The sequence below is a fragment of the Celeribacter litoreus genome, from assembly GCF_020165855.1.
GTDB lineage: Bacteria > Pseudomonadota > Alphaproteobacteria > Rhodobacterales > Rhodobacteraceae > Celeribacter > Celeribacter litoreus.
Genome location: NZ_JAIUFY010000013.1, coordinates 238103 through 252812, shown reverse-complemented (window position 1 = coordinate 252812; position 14710 = coordinate 238103). Strand labels below are relative to the sequence as shown.

At 57.9% G+C, this 14710-nt stretch carries 14 protein-coding genes and 1 pseudogene; 2 read left to right on the top strand and 13 right to left on the bottom strand.

Features of this window, described 5'->3' with window-relative positions:
* The first annotated feature begins 16 nt into the window (after nt 1–16).
* On the top strand, nt 17–829 hold the full coding sequence (locus LA304_RS13285) for a division plane positioning ATPase MipZ (RefSeq protein ID WP_318010696.1): 813 nt from the start codon (nt 17–19) through the stop codon (nt 827–829).
* Between the two features lie 17 nt (nt 830–846).
* On the opposite strand, the gene LA304_RS13280 is transcribed toward LA304_RS13285, so the two are convergent.
* From LA304_RS13280 to LA304_RS13225, 12 genes and pseudogenes are all read right to left on the bottom strand, one after another.
* A complete protein-coding gene (locus tag LA304_RS13280) occupies nt 847–1062 on the bottom strand; it encodes a hypothetical protein (protein ID WP_224503645.1) in 216 nt (71 codons plus the stop codon).
* 180 nt (nt 1063–1242) lie between these two features.
* Nucleotides 1243–1503: a hypothetical protein gene (locus LA304_RS13275; protein WP_224503644.1), complete on the bottom strand. Its 261-nt coding sequence runs from the start codon at nt 1501–1503 to the stop codon at nt 1243–1245.
* Nucleotides 1504–1610: 107 nt separating this feature from the next.
* On the bottom strand, nt 1611–2567 hold the full coding sequence (locus tag LA304_RS13270) for a glycosyl transferase family protein (protein WP_224503643.1): 957 nt from the start codon (nt 2565–2567) through the stop codon (nt 1611–1613).
* Complete coding sequence (locus tag LA304_RS13265) at nt 2564–5197, bottom strand: nitrate reductase (RefSeq protein ID WP_224503642.1); 2634 nt, start codon at nt 5195–5197, stop codon at nt 2564–2566. Before LA304_RS13265 ends, LA304_RS13270 begins: the two co-directional genes overlap by 4 nt.
* Nucleotides 5198–5211: 14 nt before the next feature.
* Nucleotides 5212–6474: pseudogene (locus LA304_RS13260) on the bottom strand (NAD(P)/FAD-dependent oxidoreductase); the annotation flags it as partial.
* The gene (locus LA304_RS13255) at nt 6474–6893 is read right to left on the bottom strand and encodes a globin family protein (RefSeq protein ID WP_224503641.1); all 420 of its coding nucleotides are present in this window, start codon (nt 6891–6893) and stop codon (nt 6474–6476) included. The pseudogene LA304_RS13260 and the gene LA304_RS13255, both read right to left, overlap by 1 nt.
* A gap of 5 nt (nt 6894–6898) precedes the next feature.
* Complete coding sequence (locus tag LA304_RS13250; protein WP_224503640.1) at nt 6899–8581, bottom strand: ABC transporter ATP-binding protein; 1683 nt, start codon at nt 8579–8581, stop codon at nt 6899–6901.
* Nucleotides 8582–8586: 5 nt separating this feature from the next.
* Entirely contained in the window at nt 8587–9669 is a 1083-nt protein-coding gene (locus LA304_RS13245; RefSeq protein WP_224503639.1) for an ABC transporter permease, read from the bottom strand.
* A gap of 80 nt (nt 9670–9749) precedes the next feature.
* Entirely contained in the window at nt 9750–11117 is a 1368-nt protein-coding gene (locus LA304_RS13240) for a CmpA/NrtA family ABC transporter substrate-binding protein (RefSeq protein ID WP_224503638.1), read from the bottom strand.
* Nucleotides 11118–11371: 254 nt separating this feature from the next.
* Nucleotides 11372–12547 carry a CmpA/NrtA family ABC transporter substrate-binding protein gene (locus tag LA304_RS13235; RefSeq protein ID WP_224503637.1) on the bottom strand — a complete coding sequence of 392 codons (1176 nt, stop codon included), beginning with the start codon at nt 12545–12547 and terminating at the stop codon, nt 11372–11374.
* Entirely contained in the window at nt 12544–13128 is a 585-nt protein-coding gene (locus LA304_RS13230; RefSeq protein ID WP_224503636.1) for an ANTAR domain-containing response regulator, read from the bottom strand. The genes LA304_RS13235 and LA304_RS13230 overlap by 4 nt, the downstream gene beginning before the upstream one ends.
* Before the next feature lie 100 nt (nt 13129–13228).
* A complete protein-coding gene (locus tag LA304_RS13225; protein WP_224503635.1) occupies nt 13229–13738 on the bottom strand; it encodes a DUF2478 domain-containing protein in 510 nt (169 codons plus the stop codon).
* An 82-nt stretch (nt 13739–13820) separates the two neighbouring features.
* On the opposite strand from LA304_RS13225, the gene mobA reads away from it, so the two are divergent.
* The gene (gene mobA, locus LA304_RS13220; RefSeq protein WP_224503634.1) at nt 13821–14432 is read left to right on the top strand and encodes a molybdenum cofactor guanylyltransferase MobA; all 612 of its coding nucleotides are present in this window, start codon (nt 13821–13823) and stop codon (nt 14430–14432) included.
* On the opposite strand, the gene LA304_RS13215 is transcribed toward mobA, so the two are convergent.
* Complete coding sequence (locus tag LA304_RS13215) at nt 14429–14671, bottom strand: sulfurtransferase TusA family protein (RefSeq protein WP_224503633.1); 243 nt, start codon at nt 14669–14671, stop codon at nt 14429–14431. The genes mobA and LA304_RS13215 overlap by 4 nt on opposite strands.
* Between the last annotated feature and the right edge of the window lie 39 nt (nt 14672–14710).

Sequence of the window (14710 nt, the reverse complement as noted above, 5' to 3'; positions counted from 1 at the left end):
GACGGGAATTCGGGACGTGGCGCATATCATTATCGTCGGAAACGAAAAGGGCGGCGCGGGTAAATCCACCGTCTCCATGCATGTTGCCACGGCGCTTGCGCGGATGGGCCACAAAGTCGGAGCTATTGATCTCGATTTGCGGCAGAAAACCTTCGGCCGCTACCTCGAAAACCGCCAAAGTTTCTGTGAACGTGAGGGCGTCCAACTTCCTGTCCCGGAATACCGTGACCTGCCACAGGTAGATTCTGCTGAATTGGCCGAGGGCGAAAACATCTATGACAGACGTCTTTCGATGGCCGTCACGAGCCTTGAGGCCTCTTGCGACTTCATTCTCATCGACTGCCCCGGTTCGCATACCCGCTTGTCTCAGGTCGCGCATACGCTCGCCGATACGCTGATCACGCCGATGAACGACAGCTTTATCGACTTCGACTTGTTGGCGCGGATTGATCCGGACTCAAATAAAATCCTCGGACCGTCGGTCTACTCGGAGATGGTGTGGAACGCGCGTCAACTCCGTGCGCAAGCGGGCCTCAAGCCGATCGACTGGGTCGTCCTGCGGAACCGCCTCGGGGCGCAGGCGATGCACAACAAGAAGAAAATCGGTGACGCTCTTACCGAACTTTCCAGACGGATCGGTTTTCGCGTGGCGCCCGGGTTCTCCGAACGCGTGATCTTCCGCGAGCTTTTCCCGCGCGGACTCACCCTGCTCGATCTGAAAGATATCGGCGTCAAATCCGCAATGAACATTTCGAACGTCGCCGCGCGACAAGAGCTTCGGGATCTTATGAAAGAGTTGGCGCTGCCGGGCGTCGAGATCGACTTTTAAGCCATCCCGGCCTGGGGTCACTTGATCTTGACGACGGACACAACATCGTCAGATAGCCCCTCAGCCTCCAGGCGGGACGCCAAGTCGCCTTCCACGCCGACTTGAGACGGATCTACGCGGATCGTTTTCGTGTTGAGACGGACGGTCTTTTCGCGTTCATGCCACAGTTTTCGAGGATCGAACTGGGCATACCAAGGCTCACCATTCGAACCTGCGCTGAGATCACCGTCCAAAAGGTCAGACAGGCTGCGCGTTTGGGAGAGCTGAGAAATGTCTCCCGTCTGCGAAGCCTGCCTTAGCGCATCAGAGCTTTTCCATATCATCCCGACCATCAGCAGGGTGAAAAGAAAAAGTTTTAATGCGACTTTGAACATAACAATGACACTCGTACAAATTCCTGGCGGAATTAAGACTTATGCCAGTGTTTCGAGGCGGCGCGTAAAGGCGCAGCCCTTTTTGCGTGCAACGATGTGCCGTTCGCCCGGCACCGTGTAGGCGTCGTCCTGAACCGTGCCGGTCTGATCAGCAGTGGTGTTGGAACGCATCCAGATCAGCGCAGCAACAGCACCAATCATGAAGGAAATGCCTACGGCGAGCATGATCAGGTTTTCGCTAACTGCGAGGCCTGCTTGCCATGCTTCGTAGAAACCCGAAAGCTTCGAGAAAAAACTCATACCAAGTACTCCAAAATAACCCCCGAGCCCCCTATCGCGCAACAAAAGGGCGAAAATCAAGCCGAAATGTAACAGAAATGTTCTCTTTGGTGAATTTTTTGTGAAAATTATATGTCATTCCGCGCGACCCAAAGGTCACGGGCAATCGTTAGCGCATCAATTTTTCTCAATGTTTCCAATGCCAAAGCAGCTGTCGAGACGACAATTTCCTCGCAGAAGGGATCGTTTAGCCGTCCGCGCCACATTTCGGTCAAACGCGAGAGGTCTAGGTCACCGTCGTTCAAGCGGCGCGTTTCCTCATAACTGGGCGCAACAATGTTTTCGAAAGGATTCCCATCGCGCAATCCGAAGACCTGAATGTCTTTAGACGGGTTACATTCGAACTCGCCACCGCCACCCTTGATGACCGAAAGAGCCCCGAGCCCGAGCAGATGTGATGCGTCGGCCTGTAGCTCGCGATAAGGGGGGTGGAAGACACCCTGAACAGACGCATTTGCTCCGCCGGGGTTCAACATGCGTGCGACCGTGTTGAGGCAAGAACGAAGGCCGAAGACCTGCCGGAGTTGTAGAAAATGGAGAAGTTCAGGAGAAAAGTTCTCTAAAGGCAGATAGGCAATGCCTTCCGACGCGAGAACCTCTTCTGCATGCTCCGGAGACGCACAGACGGAAATGCCAGCATACGGCATTCCCTCGCGAACATAGTGGCCACTCTCACCAAGACCATTCCAACCATGGAGCAGAACCTTATAACCCGCCTGCGCGACCAAACGTGCCGACAGCAGAAACCACGGAAGACCCCGCGTCCGGCCGGCCGCGTAGGAAGGCCAATCGAGATCAGGCGTTGGAACGGAGGTGAGGGTATCGCGCAGAGCAGCCGTGAAGCCCGCGATCTCATCCGGCGTTTCGCCCTTCATCCGCATCAGCATCAGCATTGCGCCGACGCTCTCCGGTGCGGCCTCACCACGCAACACGCGGGCCATAGCCTCATGGGCTTCTGCGTATGTCAGAGAACGTGACCGGCCCGGGCCACGGCCCAGAATCCGTACGTATTCAGCAATGCTCATTCAGCGGCTTCTTTTTCCTGCACGCTCTCGATCAATGCCGCGATTTCAGGGCGACAGGAGCCACAGTTCGTACCTGCCTGCAACGCCTCACCAATCGCATCGACACTGAGCAACCCGCGCGTTTCGATTGCCGTGAGGATAGTATTCACACCGACATTGAAGCAAGAGCAGAGCACAGGTCCCGGATCAGGTTGGTCAGCCGGGGATTTACCGGAGAGAACCATAGGTGCGGCCTCACCCGGCAGGTTAGAGAGGTAGTCCCGCATGACCGCAACGGGCTTGCGCGACACGAAAAGGGCCGCTTTTAGTGCCCCATCCACCACGAATGCGATCCGGGCGGTGCCTTTCGCAGGGTCGAACATCGTCTGCACATCGGCGTCTTTGAGGTCGAAAATCTCGCGCGCCTGATAGACCCAATCCTTCGGCGCATTCAGGCCAGCGAGTTCTGCGCGGTAGCCCGCATAGGTCTTGGCAACGGTCCAGTATTCCGATGTCGCCTTGATCGGCGTCTGGGAGACCGCGAAGCCATACCACGCCGCCTCGAAAGGCGCGATTTGCGCGACGGACGCCTTGCTTTCGGGCTGGCCGGAAATCGGATCCGTGACAGGTGGCACGAGCGCATCAACGCGCGCCGCAGAGGAGTTTTCTCCCGTCCAATGCATCGGTGCAAAGACATCGCCTTTTGAAATCCGATCCGTAATCATCGCACGGAAAATCCCGCTGCCTGTTGGTGTTTTGATCTCCACGAGCGAAGTCGGGCCAATGCCTTTTTCCGCCGCGTCATCGGGATGGATTTCGACGAAGGGTTCTCCGAGGTGAGCGGACAATCGCGGCGAGAGCGCGGTTCGCGTCATGGTATGCCACTGATCGCGGATACGACCGGTGTTGAGGCGGAACGGATAGCGCGGTTCGGTTTTGGCTGCAGGCGGCTTCCACGAAACGGGGAGCATGCGGCCCTTGCCATCCGGCGTGAAGAATTTGCCATCCGCGAAGAAACGCCCGCCCTGCTTGCCGTCAGAGATTGGCCAGCGGGCAGGCGCCATCGCGTCGTATTCGCTATCGGTGACGTTCTTGAGGCCGGAGATATCGAAGTCCTTGCCAAACCCGCCCGAAATGCCGGAGAGCGCGGCGTATTCGCGGAAAATCTCTGCTGGGCCTTCGTAGTCGAAGGCATCTTTGAAGCCCATGCGGCGGCCAACTTCGGCGAGTTGCTTCCAATCCGGCATACAGTCGCCCGGCGCGGTCACAACCGCGCGCTGACGCGAGATGATCCGGTCGGAGTTCGTGACAGTCCCGCTCTTTTCGCCCCACGCGGTCGCGGGCAAAAGGACGTGCGCGAGGCGCGCGGTGTCGGTCGCTTCGGTGATGTCGGAGACAACGACGAAGTCGCATCCGGCGATTGCGGCCTTGACCTTGTCCGCGTCCGGCATGGACACGGCCGGATTGGTGTGGAGCACCCAGAGCGCCTTGATCTTGCCCTCGCCGATGGCTTTGAACATGTCCACGGCCTTGAGACCCGGCGCCTCCGGCAGATCGCCAGAGCACCAGAAACTCTTAACAGCGTTGCGATGGTCACCATTTTCCAAATCAAGGTGACAGGCCAGCATATTGGCGAGGCCACCAACCTCACGGCCTCCCATAGCATTCGGCTGACCGGTGACAGAAAACGGCCCCATTCCGACGCGCCCGATCCGGCCAGTTGCAAGGTGGCAATTGGTGATCGAGTTCACTTTGTCCGTTCCGGAAGACGACTGGTTCACACCTTGGGAGAAGATCGTGACGACCTTCTCGGACGAGCACCAGAGATCGTAGAATGCCGTGAGTTGCTCGTCCGTGAGCCCTGTCACAGAGAGATCGGCGCTCTCTGCGCACGCGACAGCGTCCTCGAGTCCATTCACATTCTGGACGAAGGCCTCATCGACAAGACCGCGTTTTGCGATCTCTGCAAGCAGCCCGTTGAACAGCGCGACGTCTGATCCTGATTTGAGCGGCAGATGAAGGTCGGCGAGATCGCACGAAGCGGTCCGACGCGGGTCGATCACAACAAGCTTCTGGTCCGGTCGCTTCTTCCGCGTTGCGAGGATGCGTTGGTAGAGAACCGGGTGACACCATGCGAGGTTCGAACCTGTGAGAACGATGACATCGGCGGAGTCCAGATCCTCATACGTGCCGGGAACAGTATCCGTGCCAAAGGCGCGTTTGTGACCCGCGACCGTCGATGCCATGCAAAGACGCGAGTTGGTGTCGATGTTCGCGGTGCCCATGAAGCCTTTGATGAGCTTGTTCGCGACGTAGTAATCTTCGGTCAAAAGCTGACCGGAGACGTAGAAGGCAACCGAGTCCGGACCATGTTCGGCAATCGTGTCCGAGAAGGTTTTGGCGACGAGATCGAGCGCGCTGTCCCAATCCGTGTCTTTGCCATGGACGCGGGGCTTCAGCAGGCGTGTTTCGTGTCCGACGGTTTCGCCAAGCGCAGAGCCTTTGGAACACAGACGCCCTTCATTCGCGGGGTGATCGGAATCGCCACGTACATCAATCCCGCCTTCAGCATTCGGCTTCAGCAGCACACCGCACCCAACGCCACAATACGGGCACGTCGAACGGACAGAACACTTGGACGTGTCGCTCATCTGCTCAAGCTTCATGCAGATACCTCAGCCAATACGGGAGTGGGGGTCGATACGACGTTGGCGGGCGCGAGATCTTGGTAGGCTGGGCCGAAAATCAGCATTTCGCGCATGTCAGAGACATCCACGCCATCGCGGATCAGATTGAAGAACCAGCCGCCATCGTTGGTGTCGCCATACATGACAGCTCCGATCAGACGGTCGTTCTCGATCACGAGCCGCTTGTATACGGCAGAGAACGGATCGGAGTAGGTGATGCACTCACGCCCTTCCCCGTCGAGGAAGTCACCAGCCGAGAACAGGTCACAGCCGGTCACCTTGAGTTTCGTGGACACCTCTTTGTTCACGTACTGTGCCGGCTGCCCGAGAAGGCTCTTTGCAAGAACTTTCGCCTGATCAAAAAGCGGCGCGACCAATCCGAAGAGGGCGCCATCGTGCTCGACGCATTCACCGAGCGCGAAAATGGACGGGTCAGAGGTCAGCAATTGATCATTCACGATCACACCGCGCCCCGTCGAAAGACCAGACTGTTGGGCGAGTTTGGCCGACGGGCGAATGCCCACGGCCATCACCAGAAGGTCACAGGGCAGTTCACGGCCATCATCGAGCAGAAGTGCGCGTGCTCGGCCGTCTTCGCCTGCGAGAATTTCTTTGGAGTTCGCGCTGCAAATGATCTCGATCCCGCGCGCTTCCAAGGTTTCTTGCAAAAGACCAGCTGCAACGTTGTCGAGTTGCCGCTCCATCAGGTGCCCAGCAATATGGACAACTGTAACCTTCGTCCCTCGCGCGGCCATACCTGCAGCAGCTTCGAGGCCGAGAAGACCGCCCCCGATGACGACAGCGCGCGCATCATGCTTTTCGCCAAGGCGCATCATCTCTTCGGTGTCTTCGAGATCGCGATAGGCAATCACCCCCGGCAGGTCATGTCCGGGGAGCGGAATGATGAAGGGCGACGATCCGGTGGCGATCACGAGCTTGTCGTAAGCCACTTCGCCATTTTGGCCGAACACGACTTTGCGGTCACGATCAATCCCTTCGACCCGTTCCCCAAAACGACAGGTCACCCCGTTCCGTTCGTACCATGCATCATCATGGGTCACGATCTCGGGGTAGCCCATTTCTCCGGCCAGAACCGGAGAGAGCATAAGTCGGTTATAGGTTCCGCGCGGCTCGGCATTGAACAGGGTGATATCAAAGGCATTGGGAGCCTCCTCGATCAAATGATCGAGCAAACGTCCCGCAGCCATACCAGCCCCGATTATGACGAGCCGTTCGGCCATTAAGCGTTACCTTCGCCGTAAGCTGCGGCCACCATCACGGAGGACAGGGTGCCATAAGCAGTGACCCAGGCTTCACGTACTTCCGGCGTAAAGTCCTGCCCGAGACCCTGATCGAGCGTGCGCAGGAGGGATGCACCGACTTTGTCGTAGTCCTCGGCCTTTACGCCGTAATCGACGTGCTTGATGGCGAGTTGTTGGGCAACCGGCACAATGGCGTCGAGGTCACGAAGACCATTCACAACCACGGCGAGCGTCCCCATGAGCTTCATGCCCTGCTCGGACATGTCACCTTTGAACAGCGGGCGCACTTCCGGAGCGGAGGTGAAAAGGTCTGCATAAAAGATTTCGGCAGCGGTCTCAGCGATCGGCTTTACCTTGGCAAAGCTGTCCTGAACCAGAGAGATCGTCTTGTCGTCCATATTAATTACTCCGCAGCTACGGGTTTCGGCGCAGCTTTTGCTTTTGGTTTTGCGCCATGTTCATACTCCTCGAGGAAATCGAGGACTTCTTGCCTGTACTTGTAGTAATCGGGGTGCTCCAAAAGCGCCTTGCGTGAGCGTGGTCGCGGGAGATCTACTTCGGTGATTTTGCCGATGGTGGCCTGAGGGCCGTTCGTCATCATGACAACGCGGTCGGCGAGGAGGATGGCTTCGTCCACGTCGTGGGTCACACAGATCGCGGTCACTTTGGTCCGTTCCCAGACCTCCATGAGCACTTCCTGCAATTCCCAGCGCGTCAAACTGTCGAGCATCCCGAAGGGCTCGTCGAGCAGCAACAGTTTGGGAGACAGAGCAAAGGCGCGGGCGATGCCCACACGTTGCTTCATGCCGTTGGACATGGAGGACGCGGGTTTGTCCATAGAATCAGCGAGGCCGACCCTTTCAAGATAATATTCAACGACATCCTGCCGTTCGGCTTGGGACGCCCCGGGGTAAACTCTGTCGACACCAATGGAGACGTTCTCCTTCGCTGTAAGCCACGGGAAGAGGTTGGGCGACTGAAACACCACCGCGCGTTCCGGATCGGCACCGCGCACCTCGAAACCGTCGAGCTTGATAACACCTTTGGAAATATCGTTCAGACCGGCCGCCATGGTCAGAACCGTGGACTTGCCGCAGCCGGAGTGCCCGATCAGGGAGATAAATTCGCCACGGTTGAGCTTGAGGTTGAAGTCCTCAACAACGGTGAGCGGACCTTTCGGCGTCGGGTAAATCTTGTGCAAACCTTCGAACGTCAGGAAGCGGTTCTCGATCAGACCTTCTTGCGCCTTTGCAACAGCTTTCGGGACTTGGTGGATCGCGGTGACATTCGGGAGCAGTTTGGTTCCCTCAGCCTTCGCTTCGATCCCAACGTCCATGAGGTAGTTGGTGACTTCCGCACGCAGACGATGGAAGGTTTCGTCGTTGTTCATCGCGCCACGATCACGCGGACGCGGGATAGCGACTTTGAACTCCTCACCGAGGGTTCCGTCCGGATTGAGTGCGATGATGCGGTCAGCGAGCAGGATTGCCTCGTCCACATCGTTGGTGATGAGGACACAGGTTTTCTTGTCCGCCTCCCAGATGTGTTCGATCTCATCCGCAAGGTTTGCACGGGTCAGTGCGTCGAGTGCGGAGAGCGGCTCGTCCAGCAGCAGAACCTCAGGATTCATTGCCAGCGCACGCGCCACATTCACACGCTGGCGCATACCACCGGAGAGTTCCGCCGGACGGCGTGTCTTCGCGTGGGAGAGGCCAACCATTTTGACGTAGTGGTCAACTTTCTCCTGCTTCTCTGCCTTCGGCATGTTCGGGAAGATGGTGTCCACTGCGATCATCACGTTCGCATCTACCGTTAGCCACGGCATGAGCGAGTAGTTCTGGAAAATCACACCACGCTCCGGACCAGGGCCCGTCACCGGCTTGCCTTTGAACTTCACTTCACCGCTGGTGGGCTTTTCCAACCCAGCCATCAGGTTGATCAGTGTCGTCTTGCCGGTTCCGGAGAACCCGAGAAGGACGAGGAACTCGCCCTCCTCGACAGAAAGGTTGATGTTTTTGAGAACATCGGTCCGATGGGTGCCCTCACCGAAGGACTTCGAGACGTTTTGGAAATCCAGAAAGCTCATGTCGATCACCGGTTGTTGGAGAAGGTGAAGAGGGACTGCAGGGCGTACATCACACGGTCTAGCAGGAAGCCGATGATACCGATGGTGAGCACTGCCACGATGATTTTGGCGAGGGACTGGGAGGAGCCATTCTGGAATTCATCCCAGACGAATTTGCCGAGACCCGGGTTCTGGGCGAGCATTTCAGCCGCAATCAGAACCATCCAGCCCACACCGAGGGAGAGACGCAGACCGGTGAAGATCAGCGGCAGAGCGGACGGCAGAACCAGTTTGGTGATTTTCTGATACGTGCCCATTTTCAAAACTTTGGACACAGACACGAGATCTTTGTCGATGGATGCGACACCGAGAGACGTGTTGATGAGCGTCGGCCAGAGCGAACAGAGCGTCACGGTGATCGCGGACACGAGGAAGGATTTGGCAAAGAGGCCATCATTCGTCGTGTAGAGCGCAGAGACGACCATCGTCACAATCGGAAGCCACGCGAGCGGGGATACCGGCTTGAAGATCTGGACGAGCGGGTTAATCGCGGCGTTCGCATAGGGCGACAGACCAGCGAGGATGCCAAGCGGGATCGCAATAGCCGAACCGATCAGGAAGCCGAAGAATACGGTTTTGATCGAGGTCCAGATTTGCTCGTAGTAAGACGGCGAACCCGTGTAAGGAATGTCCTTCACTTTTTCCGGCTGGCCATTCGCAATGAAGCGTTCATTGCGCGCCTCAACACGCTCTTCGAAAGCCGCTTTCTTCTCAGCCTTGGCAATCGCATCCTCATGGAGATTCACCGCTTCTTCCCACACAGCCGCAGGGCCGGGGATCGCGCCGAGGGAGGTTTGAACTTTCGGAGCAAGCGTGCCCCACAGGAGCAGGAAGCCGATGATGGCGAGAACCGGAACACCGAGAAGTTTCCAGATTTCTTTGGCTTGGGCCTTTGGGTTGTCACCGGCGGCGGCCTTGAGCACGGGGGTCATCCAGCTCAGGCCAAGAACTTGGAACCACGCGTCGGCTTTGTTGATGCGGGTGAAAAGCTGTGCGCGACGTGCCGCTTTGGTCTCGTCAGCCAGCTGATGGGGATCGATAGCAGTCATTGCGGCGTCCTCGCGGGAAAATCTTTTGGAGTGTCACGGGCGCACCTGGGGGGAGGCGCGCCCGTACGGGGGGGGGTAGTTTAACCTTTGACTTCGGTGCCTTCGACGACTTGCTCGCCTTTCAGGCCGATCGGCAGGCTGTCGAGGTAAGCGTTCGGTGCTTTACCGTCGTAGGCGATGCCGTCGATGATGTCTTCAGAAGGGGTCGGGGCCTTGTAGCCGTCGCTATCCCATGGGAAGTCTTCTTCGTTTGCGAGACCTTCGTCGACGAGAAGGCGAGCCGCTTCGAGGTAGATTTCCGGTTTGTAGACGGATTTAGCGACTTCGTCGTACCAGCTATCCGGCTTCGCCTCTGCGATCTGGCCCCAACGGCGCATCTGGGTCAGGTACCACACAGCGTCGGAGTAGAACGGGTAGGTCGCATTGTAACGGAAGAACACGTTGAAGTCAGGAACCTCACGCTTGTCGCCTTTTTCGTACTCGAACGTGCCGGTCATAGAGTTCGCGATCACGTCATAGTCAGCGCCCACGTAGTCAGGACGGGAGAGGATTTCCACAGCTTCCGGACGGTTGGCGTTGTCGTTCTCGTCGAGCCACATTGCAGCGCGGATCAGAGCCTTCACGACAGCTTTGGTGGTGTTCGGGTATTCTTCAGCGAATTCTGCGGTGATGCCGAACACTTTCTCCGGGTTGTTTTTCCAGAGTTCGTAGTCGGTGATGACCGGAACGCCGATGCCTTTGAACACAGCCTGCTGGTTCCACGGCTCACCCACACAGTAACCGTAGATGGTGCCTGCTTCGAGAGTTGCCGGCATCTGCGGCGGAGGAGTCACGGAGAGGAAAACGTCTGCGCCGATCTGACCGGAGATGTTCTCCGGGGAGTAGTAACCCGGGTGCAGGCCGCCAGCTGCGAGCCAGTAACGCAGTTCGTAGTTGTGCGTGGACACAGGGAAAACCATGCCCATGTTGAAGGGCTTGCCTTCGGATTTGTATTTCTCGACGACCGGAGCCAGAGCTTCAGCGGAAATCGGGTGCTGGACTTTGCCGTCTGCATCCGTCGGGATGTTCGGCTTCATTTCTTCCCAAACTTCGTTGGAAACGGTGATGCCGTTGCCGTTGAGGTCCATGGAGAACGGGGTGATGATGTGAGCCTCGGTACCGAAACCGATGGTTGCTGCGAGCGGCTGACCTGCGAGCATATGCGCGCCGTCGAGGGTGCCGTCGATCACGCCGTCTAGGAGCACTTTCCAGTTTGCCTGTGCTTCGAGGGTGACGAAGAGACCTTCGTCATCGAAGAAACCTTGTTCATAAGCCACGGCCAGCGGGGCCATGTCGGTCAGCTTGATGAAGCCGAAAGTCAGTTCATCTTTTTCCAGATCGAGCATTTCTGCCCATGCACCCGAAGCGAGTGCGGTTGTGGCTGCGAGGCCGAGAAGAAGTTTTTTCATCTTTATGTCCCTGTGTTCCCTGTCGGAGAAAAAACAAAAAAAGCCGCCGATAGACTGCCTGGGAGGAGGAGAGGCAACCTATCGAGCGGCTTTGCTCGAATGTCTCATTCATTGAGACGTATTTCGCGCCAGAAGGCTCCGTCGCCTTCCGCTGTAATCTTTATGCCGAGAATCACGCTGCGATTGCAAAGCCGTTGTCGCGCTGCGGCATACACTCTCCGCTCAAAACCTACACCGCGCATATATTTTAAGCATCAATCCTTGAGCGGCTCAAAAATTCGACCATCGAAAAACTGATTTCGACCCAGAATCAAGCGACCCGAGGGAGACGACACGGGAGTTGGCACCTCAAGAGCACCTTCCAGCTTCGATGAAGCCCCCGGCAAATCCGCAGACGTCGAGGCCAGAGCCTGTCGATACAAATCGGACCGAAAGACCGCCCGTGAGGCTTTGCGCGCAGCATCCCGATCGAGGCCTGTGCGTGCGGCGAGTTGCGCGCCAATCCACTCGGCCTGCGACCGCCACGGGAACGTCGCGGCACCGTGGAAAAATTCGACGAAGCCCTCGACGTGTCGCTGCGCGCCAGCCGGCGAAATGACAAGGTTTCCCGTCAAGGCATGGTCGAGGATCTCAGACGGCAGGTTCAGATATTCGGGGCGGCTCAGCAGCTCCGAGGCAAGCGTGCGACTATCGGGATTACCGAGCCAACGCCCTGCTCGCCACAAGGAACGGATGAGCCGCCCGGTTAAAGAGCTCTCATGTTCGACCCAGTCAGATCGCACGGCGAGCACTTTTTCAGGAGCCGCTGACCAGATTGCGCTACAGGGCAGCAAAAGCTCGCCGACGCCGTTGTCGACAGCCTGTGAGCCCCAAGGTTCACCCACACAGAAGGCATCAATCTCGCCCGCCTCAATCGCCGCAGCCATCAATGGCGGCGGAACGGTGCGGATATCAACCGACTGCGGAGCTGGAAGCCCGAGAGCGGACAGCCAGTAATAGAGCAACTCCGCGTGCATCGAGAACGGAAAGGGCACACCGATGCGCAGACGCTCTGTTTTTGCTTCGATCAGCGCCCGTCCTGCTTTGAAAGCATCAGAGAACCCAAAATCGTGCCCAACACCACGCAGTCGCGCGGCGAGTTCCGACGACACACCGATCACGTTGCCGTTCATTGACAGAACAGAGATCGCGGAAAACTTTGCGCCGGCCCCGCCCAGCCCGAGAGCCGTCGCAACGGGCACGGGAGACAGCATGTGGGCCGCGTCAACCTGTCCGAAGGCGAGCATGTCGCGCACGGAGGACCAGGACGGCGCGCGACGAAGATCGAGCGACAGCCCCTCTTCCGAAGCAAATCCCATTTCTTGCGCCACGATCAAAGGTGCCGCGTCTACGAGCGGAATGTATCCGATAGAAACTGACGCGAGGCTCATGACAGCAACCCCGCAGCCGTGACGAGGGCCTGGGCGACATCAGCGACGCGCTTGCCCTGATCCATCGCCGTCTTGCGCAACAGCGCATAAGCTTCGTCTTCACTGATCCCGCGCGCGCGCATCATCATGCCCTTGGCGCGGTCGATTACTTTGCGCTCTTCGAGTGCCTTTTTCGTCTCGGCAAGTTCCGTGCGCATCCGTTGGAACATGCGGAAACGTGCAATTGCCGCATCGATAATCGGCTTCACGCGCTGGGACTGAAGACCATCGACAATATAGGCAGAAACACCTGCCTCGATCGCAGCCGAAGAAAGCCCCTCATCAGAGCGGTCCACAAACATCGCAACGGGGCGATCAAGCGGTCCAGAAGCGAGCGCGAGCTCTTCCATCGTATCACGCGACGGATTTTCGATATCGATAAGGACCACATCCGGATTGCGCGCCTGGATTTGTCGGGCGAGCCCAGTCGGATCAGAAATCACGGAAATATCGAACGCCCCTGCGTCCTTCAGGCTGTCGACAATCAACTGTGCACGTGTGCGGTCTGTTTCGACGATAATGATCGAGAGAGGTGTAGTCATAGGTCCAAGTCGCTCTGGCTTGCACAAAATGTAAACGATTCCTGTGCGCAATCTATTGCACGAATGTCCGAGGGGTGCATTTTGCAGTGAATTTGGTGATTTATTGTGCGTCGCATGCCTGGTCTTCAAACCACGATGTGAGCGCCTCGAGAGTGGCTGTGACCTCTTCTGCCATGCCCTCGGCGAACTGCTCGAAAGCAGGAAGGTTCTTTTTGTTGAGCCCGCAGATCACAGGAATATTCTGGCTTAACGCTACCCCGATGAGGTTGCGGAACCCGCCACCCTCGGCCTCTTGTTTCCCGAATTTGTTGACCAGAAAGAGATCGGCACCACGCTCCAATCCGTTCTGCACGGCCTGAACCGCCGCCGCGAACCCATCGGGATCCAACCGACACCCAATGGCGCCGTCCCCCAAATCCTGGGAGATGTCGATAAGTTGGCCTGTTGGCAGCACTTCGAGCCGCATCGCGCATTTGGCTCTGTCAGCGATTTCGATGTTGTGCTGAACCGTCCCGACAACATGCCGTCCGTCCGCCTCGAACCCCGTCGCGAATGTGCGCAAAAGCGCATCGATTTCACCGCGCCCATCTCTCATCACGTATCCGAGCATATCTTGCCCCTTGATTTGCTAACCACCGGACATACAGAATGGCCCGCGTGGGGGGAAGCCCTTAGCCGAAGGAGGCAGTGACATGACACTCTATCCCGGATTGATCCTCGCCGGAGGGGACGGCACCCGACTTGGCGGCGTCGACAAAGGAATGGTCGAATTGGCCGGCCTACGGTTGATGGAGCGCGTCATTGACCGGCTTGCCCCGCAATGCGCCACCTTGGCCATTAGCGCGAATGGCGATCCTAAGCGGTACTCCGAATTCGGGTATCCGATCCTGCCCGACGGGGCTTCGGAGTCCCAAGGGCCTCTCGCGGGGGTGCTCGCTGGGCTCGACTGGGCCGCAGCAAAAGGTTTCAAGGCCATCGTCACCGTTGCGACAGATACGCCGTTTCTGCCCGAGAATTTGGTAACGCGCCTCGCCACTGTGTCGCAGCCGGAGGGTTTCGGGATCGCTGTGACCGAGGAGGAAGGTGAACAAAGATGGCATCCGACATTCGGTCTCTGGCCGGTCACGGTGCGTGATGACCTGCGCGCCGCGCTCGCCCGTCACCAGCGTCGAATGCAGCAGTTCGCGGAGAGCAAAGGCGCCGTGCCAGTCCTTTTCGATGGTCCGGGGGCAGACACAGCCTTCTTCAACATCAACACAGCGGAAGATCTCGCCAAGGCAGAGAGCCTTCTCGTCGAGGCCTAACCTCGCCGGATATAATAGACTTGATGGCCGCCCTCGTCCTGCATGTCGATCAGATCGTGTCCGGCCTCGTGACAGAAGTGGGGCACATCGATCACTGCAGCCGGGTCAGACGCAAGCAACCGCAGGACAGCCCCCTGCGGCATACCGAGCAGAAGTTTCCGCGCCTTGAGAACCGGCATCGGGCAGATCAGGCCGATGCCGTCGAACTCCACGTCCCACTTTTGTTCAGAATGCGTCATACGACCCGATTAGGCCGCTCCGCGCGTTCTGTCCAGACT

Bases quoted from the DNA above. Each gene is read 5' to 3' on its own strand.
- LA304_RS13275 (WP_224503644.1), bottom strand. From the start codon at position 1,503: ATGAGTTTTTTCTCGAAGCTTTCGGGTTTCTACGAAGCATGGCAAGCA.
- LA304_RS13270 (WP_224503643.1), bottom strand. From the start codon at position 2,567: ATGAGCATTGCTGAATACGTACGGATTCTGGGCCGTGGCCCGGGCCGG.
- LA304_RS13265 (WP_224503642.1), bottom strand. From the start codon at position 5,197: ATGAGCGACACGTCCAAGTGTTCTGTCCGTTCGACGTGCCCGTATTGT.
- LA304_RS13255 (WP_224503641.1), bottom strand. From the start codon at position 6,893: ATGGACGACAAGACGATCTCTCTGGTTCAGGACAGCTTTGCCAAGGTA.
- LA304_RS13250 (WP_224503640.1), bottom strand. From the start codon at position 8,581: ATGAGCTTTCTGGATTTCCAAAACGTCTCGAAGTCCTTCGGTGAGGGC.
- LA304_RS13245 (WP_224503639.1), bottom strand. From the start codon at position 9,669: ATGACTGCTATCGATCCCCATCAGCTGGCTGACGAGACCAAAGCGGCA.
- LA304_RS13240 (WP_224503638.1), bottom strand. From the start codon at position 11,117: ATGAAAAAACTTCTTCTCGGCCTCGCAGCCACAACCGCACTCGCTTCG.
- LA304_RS13235 (WP_224503637.1), bottom strand. From the start codon at position 12,547: ATGAGCCTCGCGTCAGTTTCTATCGGATACATTCCGCTCGTAGACGCG.
- LA304_RS13230 (WP_224503636.1), bottom strand. From the start codon at position 13,128: ATGACTACACCTCTCTCGATCATTATCGTCGAAACAGACCGCACACGT.
- LA304_RS13225 (WP_224503635.1), bottom strand. From the start codon at position 13,738: ATGCTCGGATACGTGATGAGAGATGGGCGCGGTGAAATCGATGCGCTT.
- mobA (WP_224503634.1), top strand. From the start codon at position 13,821: ATGACACTCTATCCCGGATTGATCCTCGCCGGAGGGGACGGCACCCGA.
- LA304_RS13215 (WP_224503633.1), bottom strand. From the start codon at position 14,671: ATGACGCATTCTGAACAAAAGTGGGACGTGGAGTTCGACGGCATCGGC.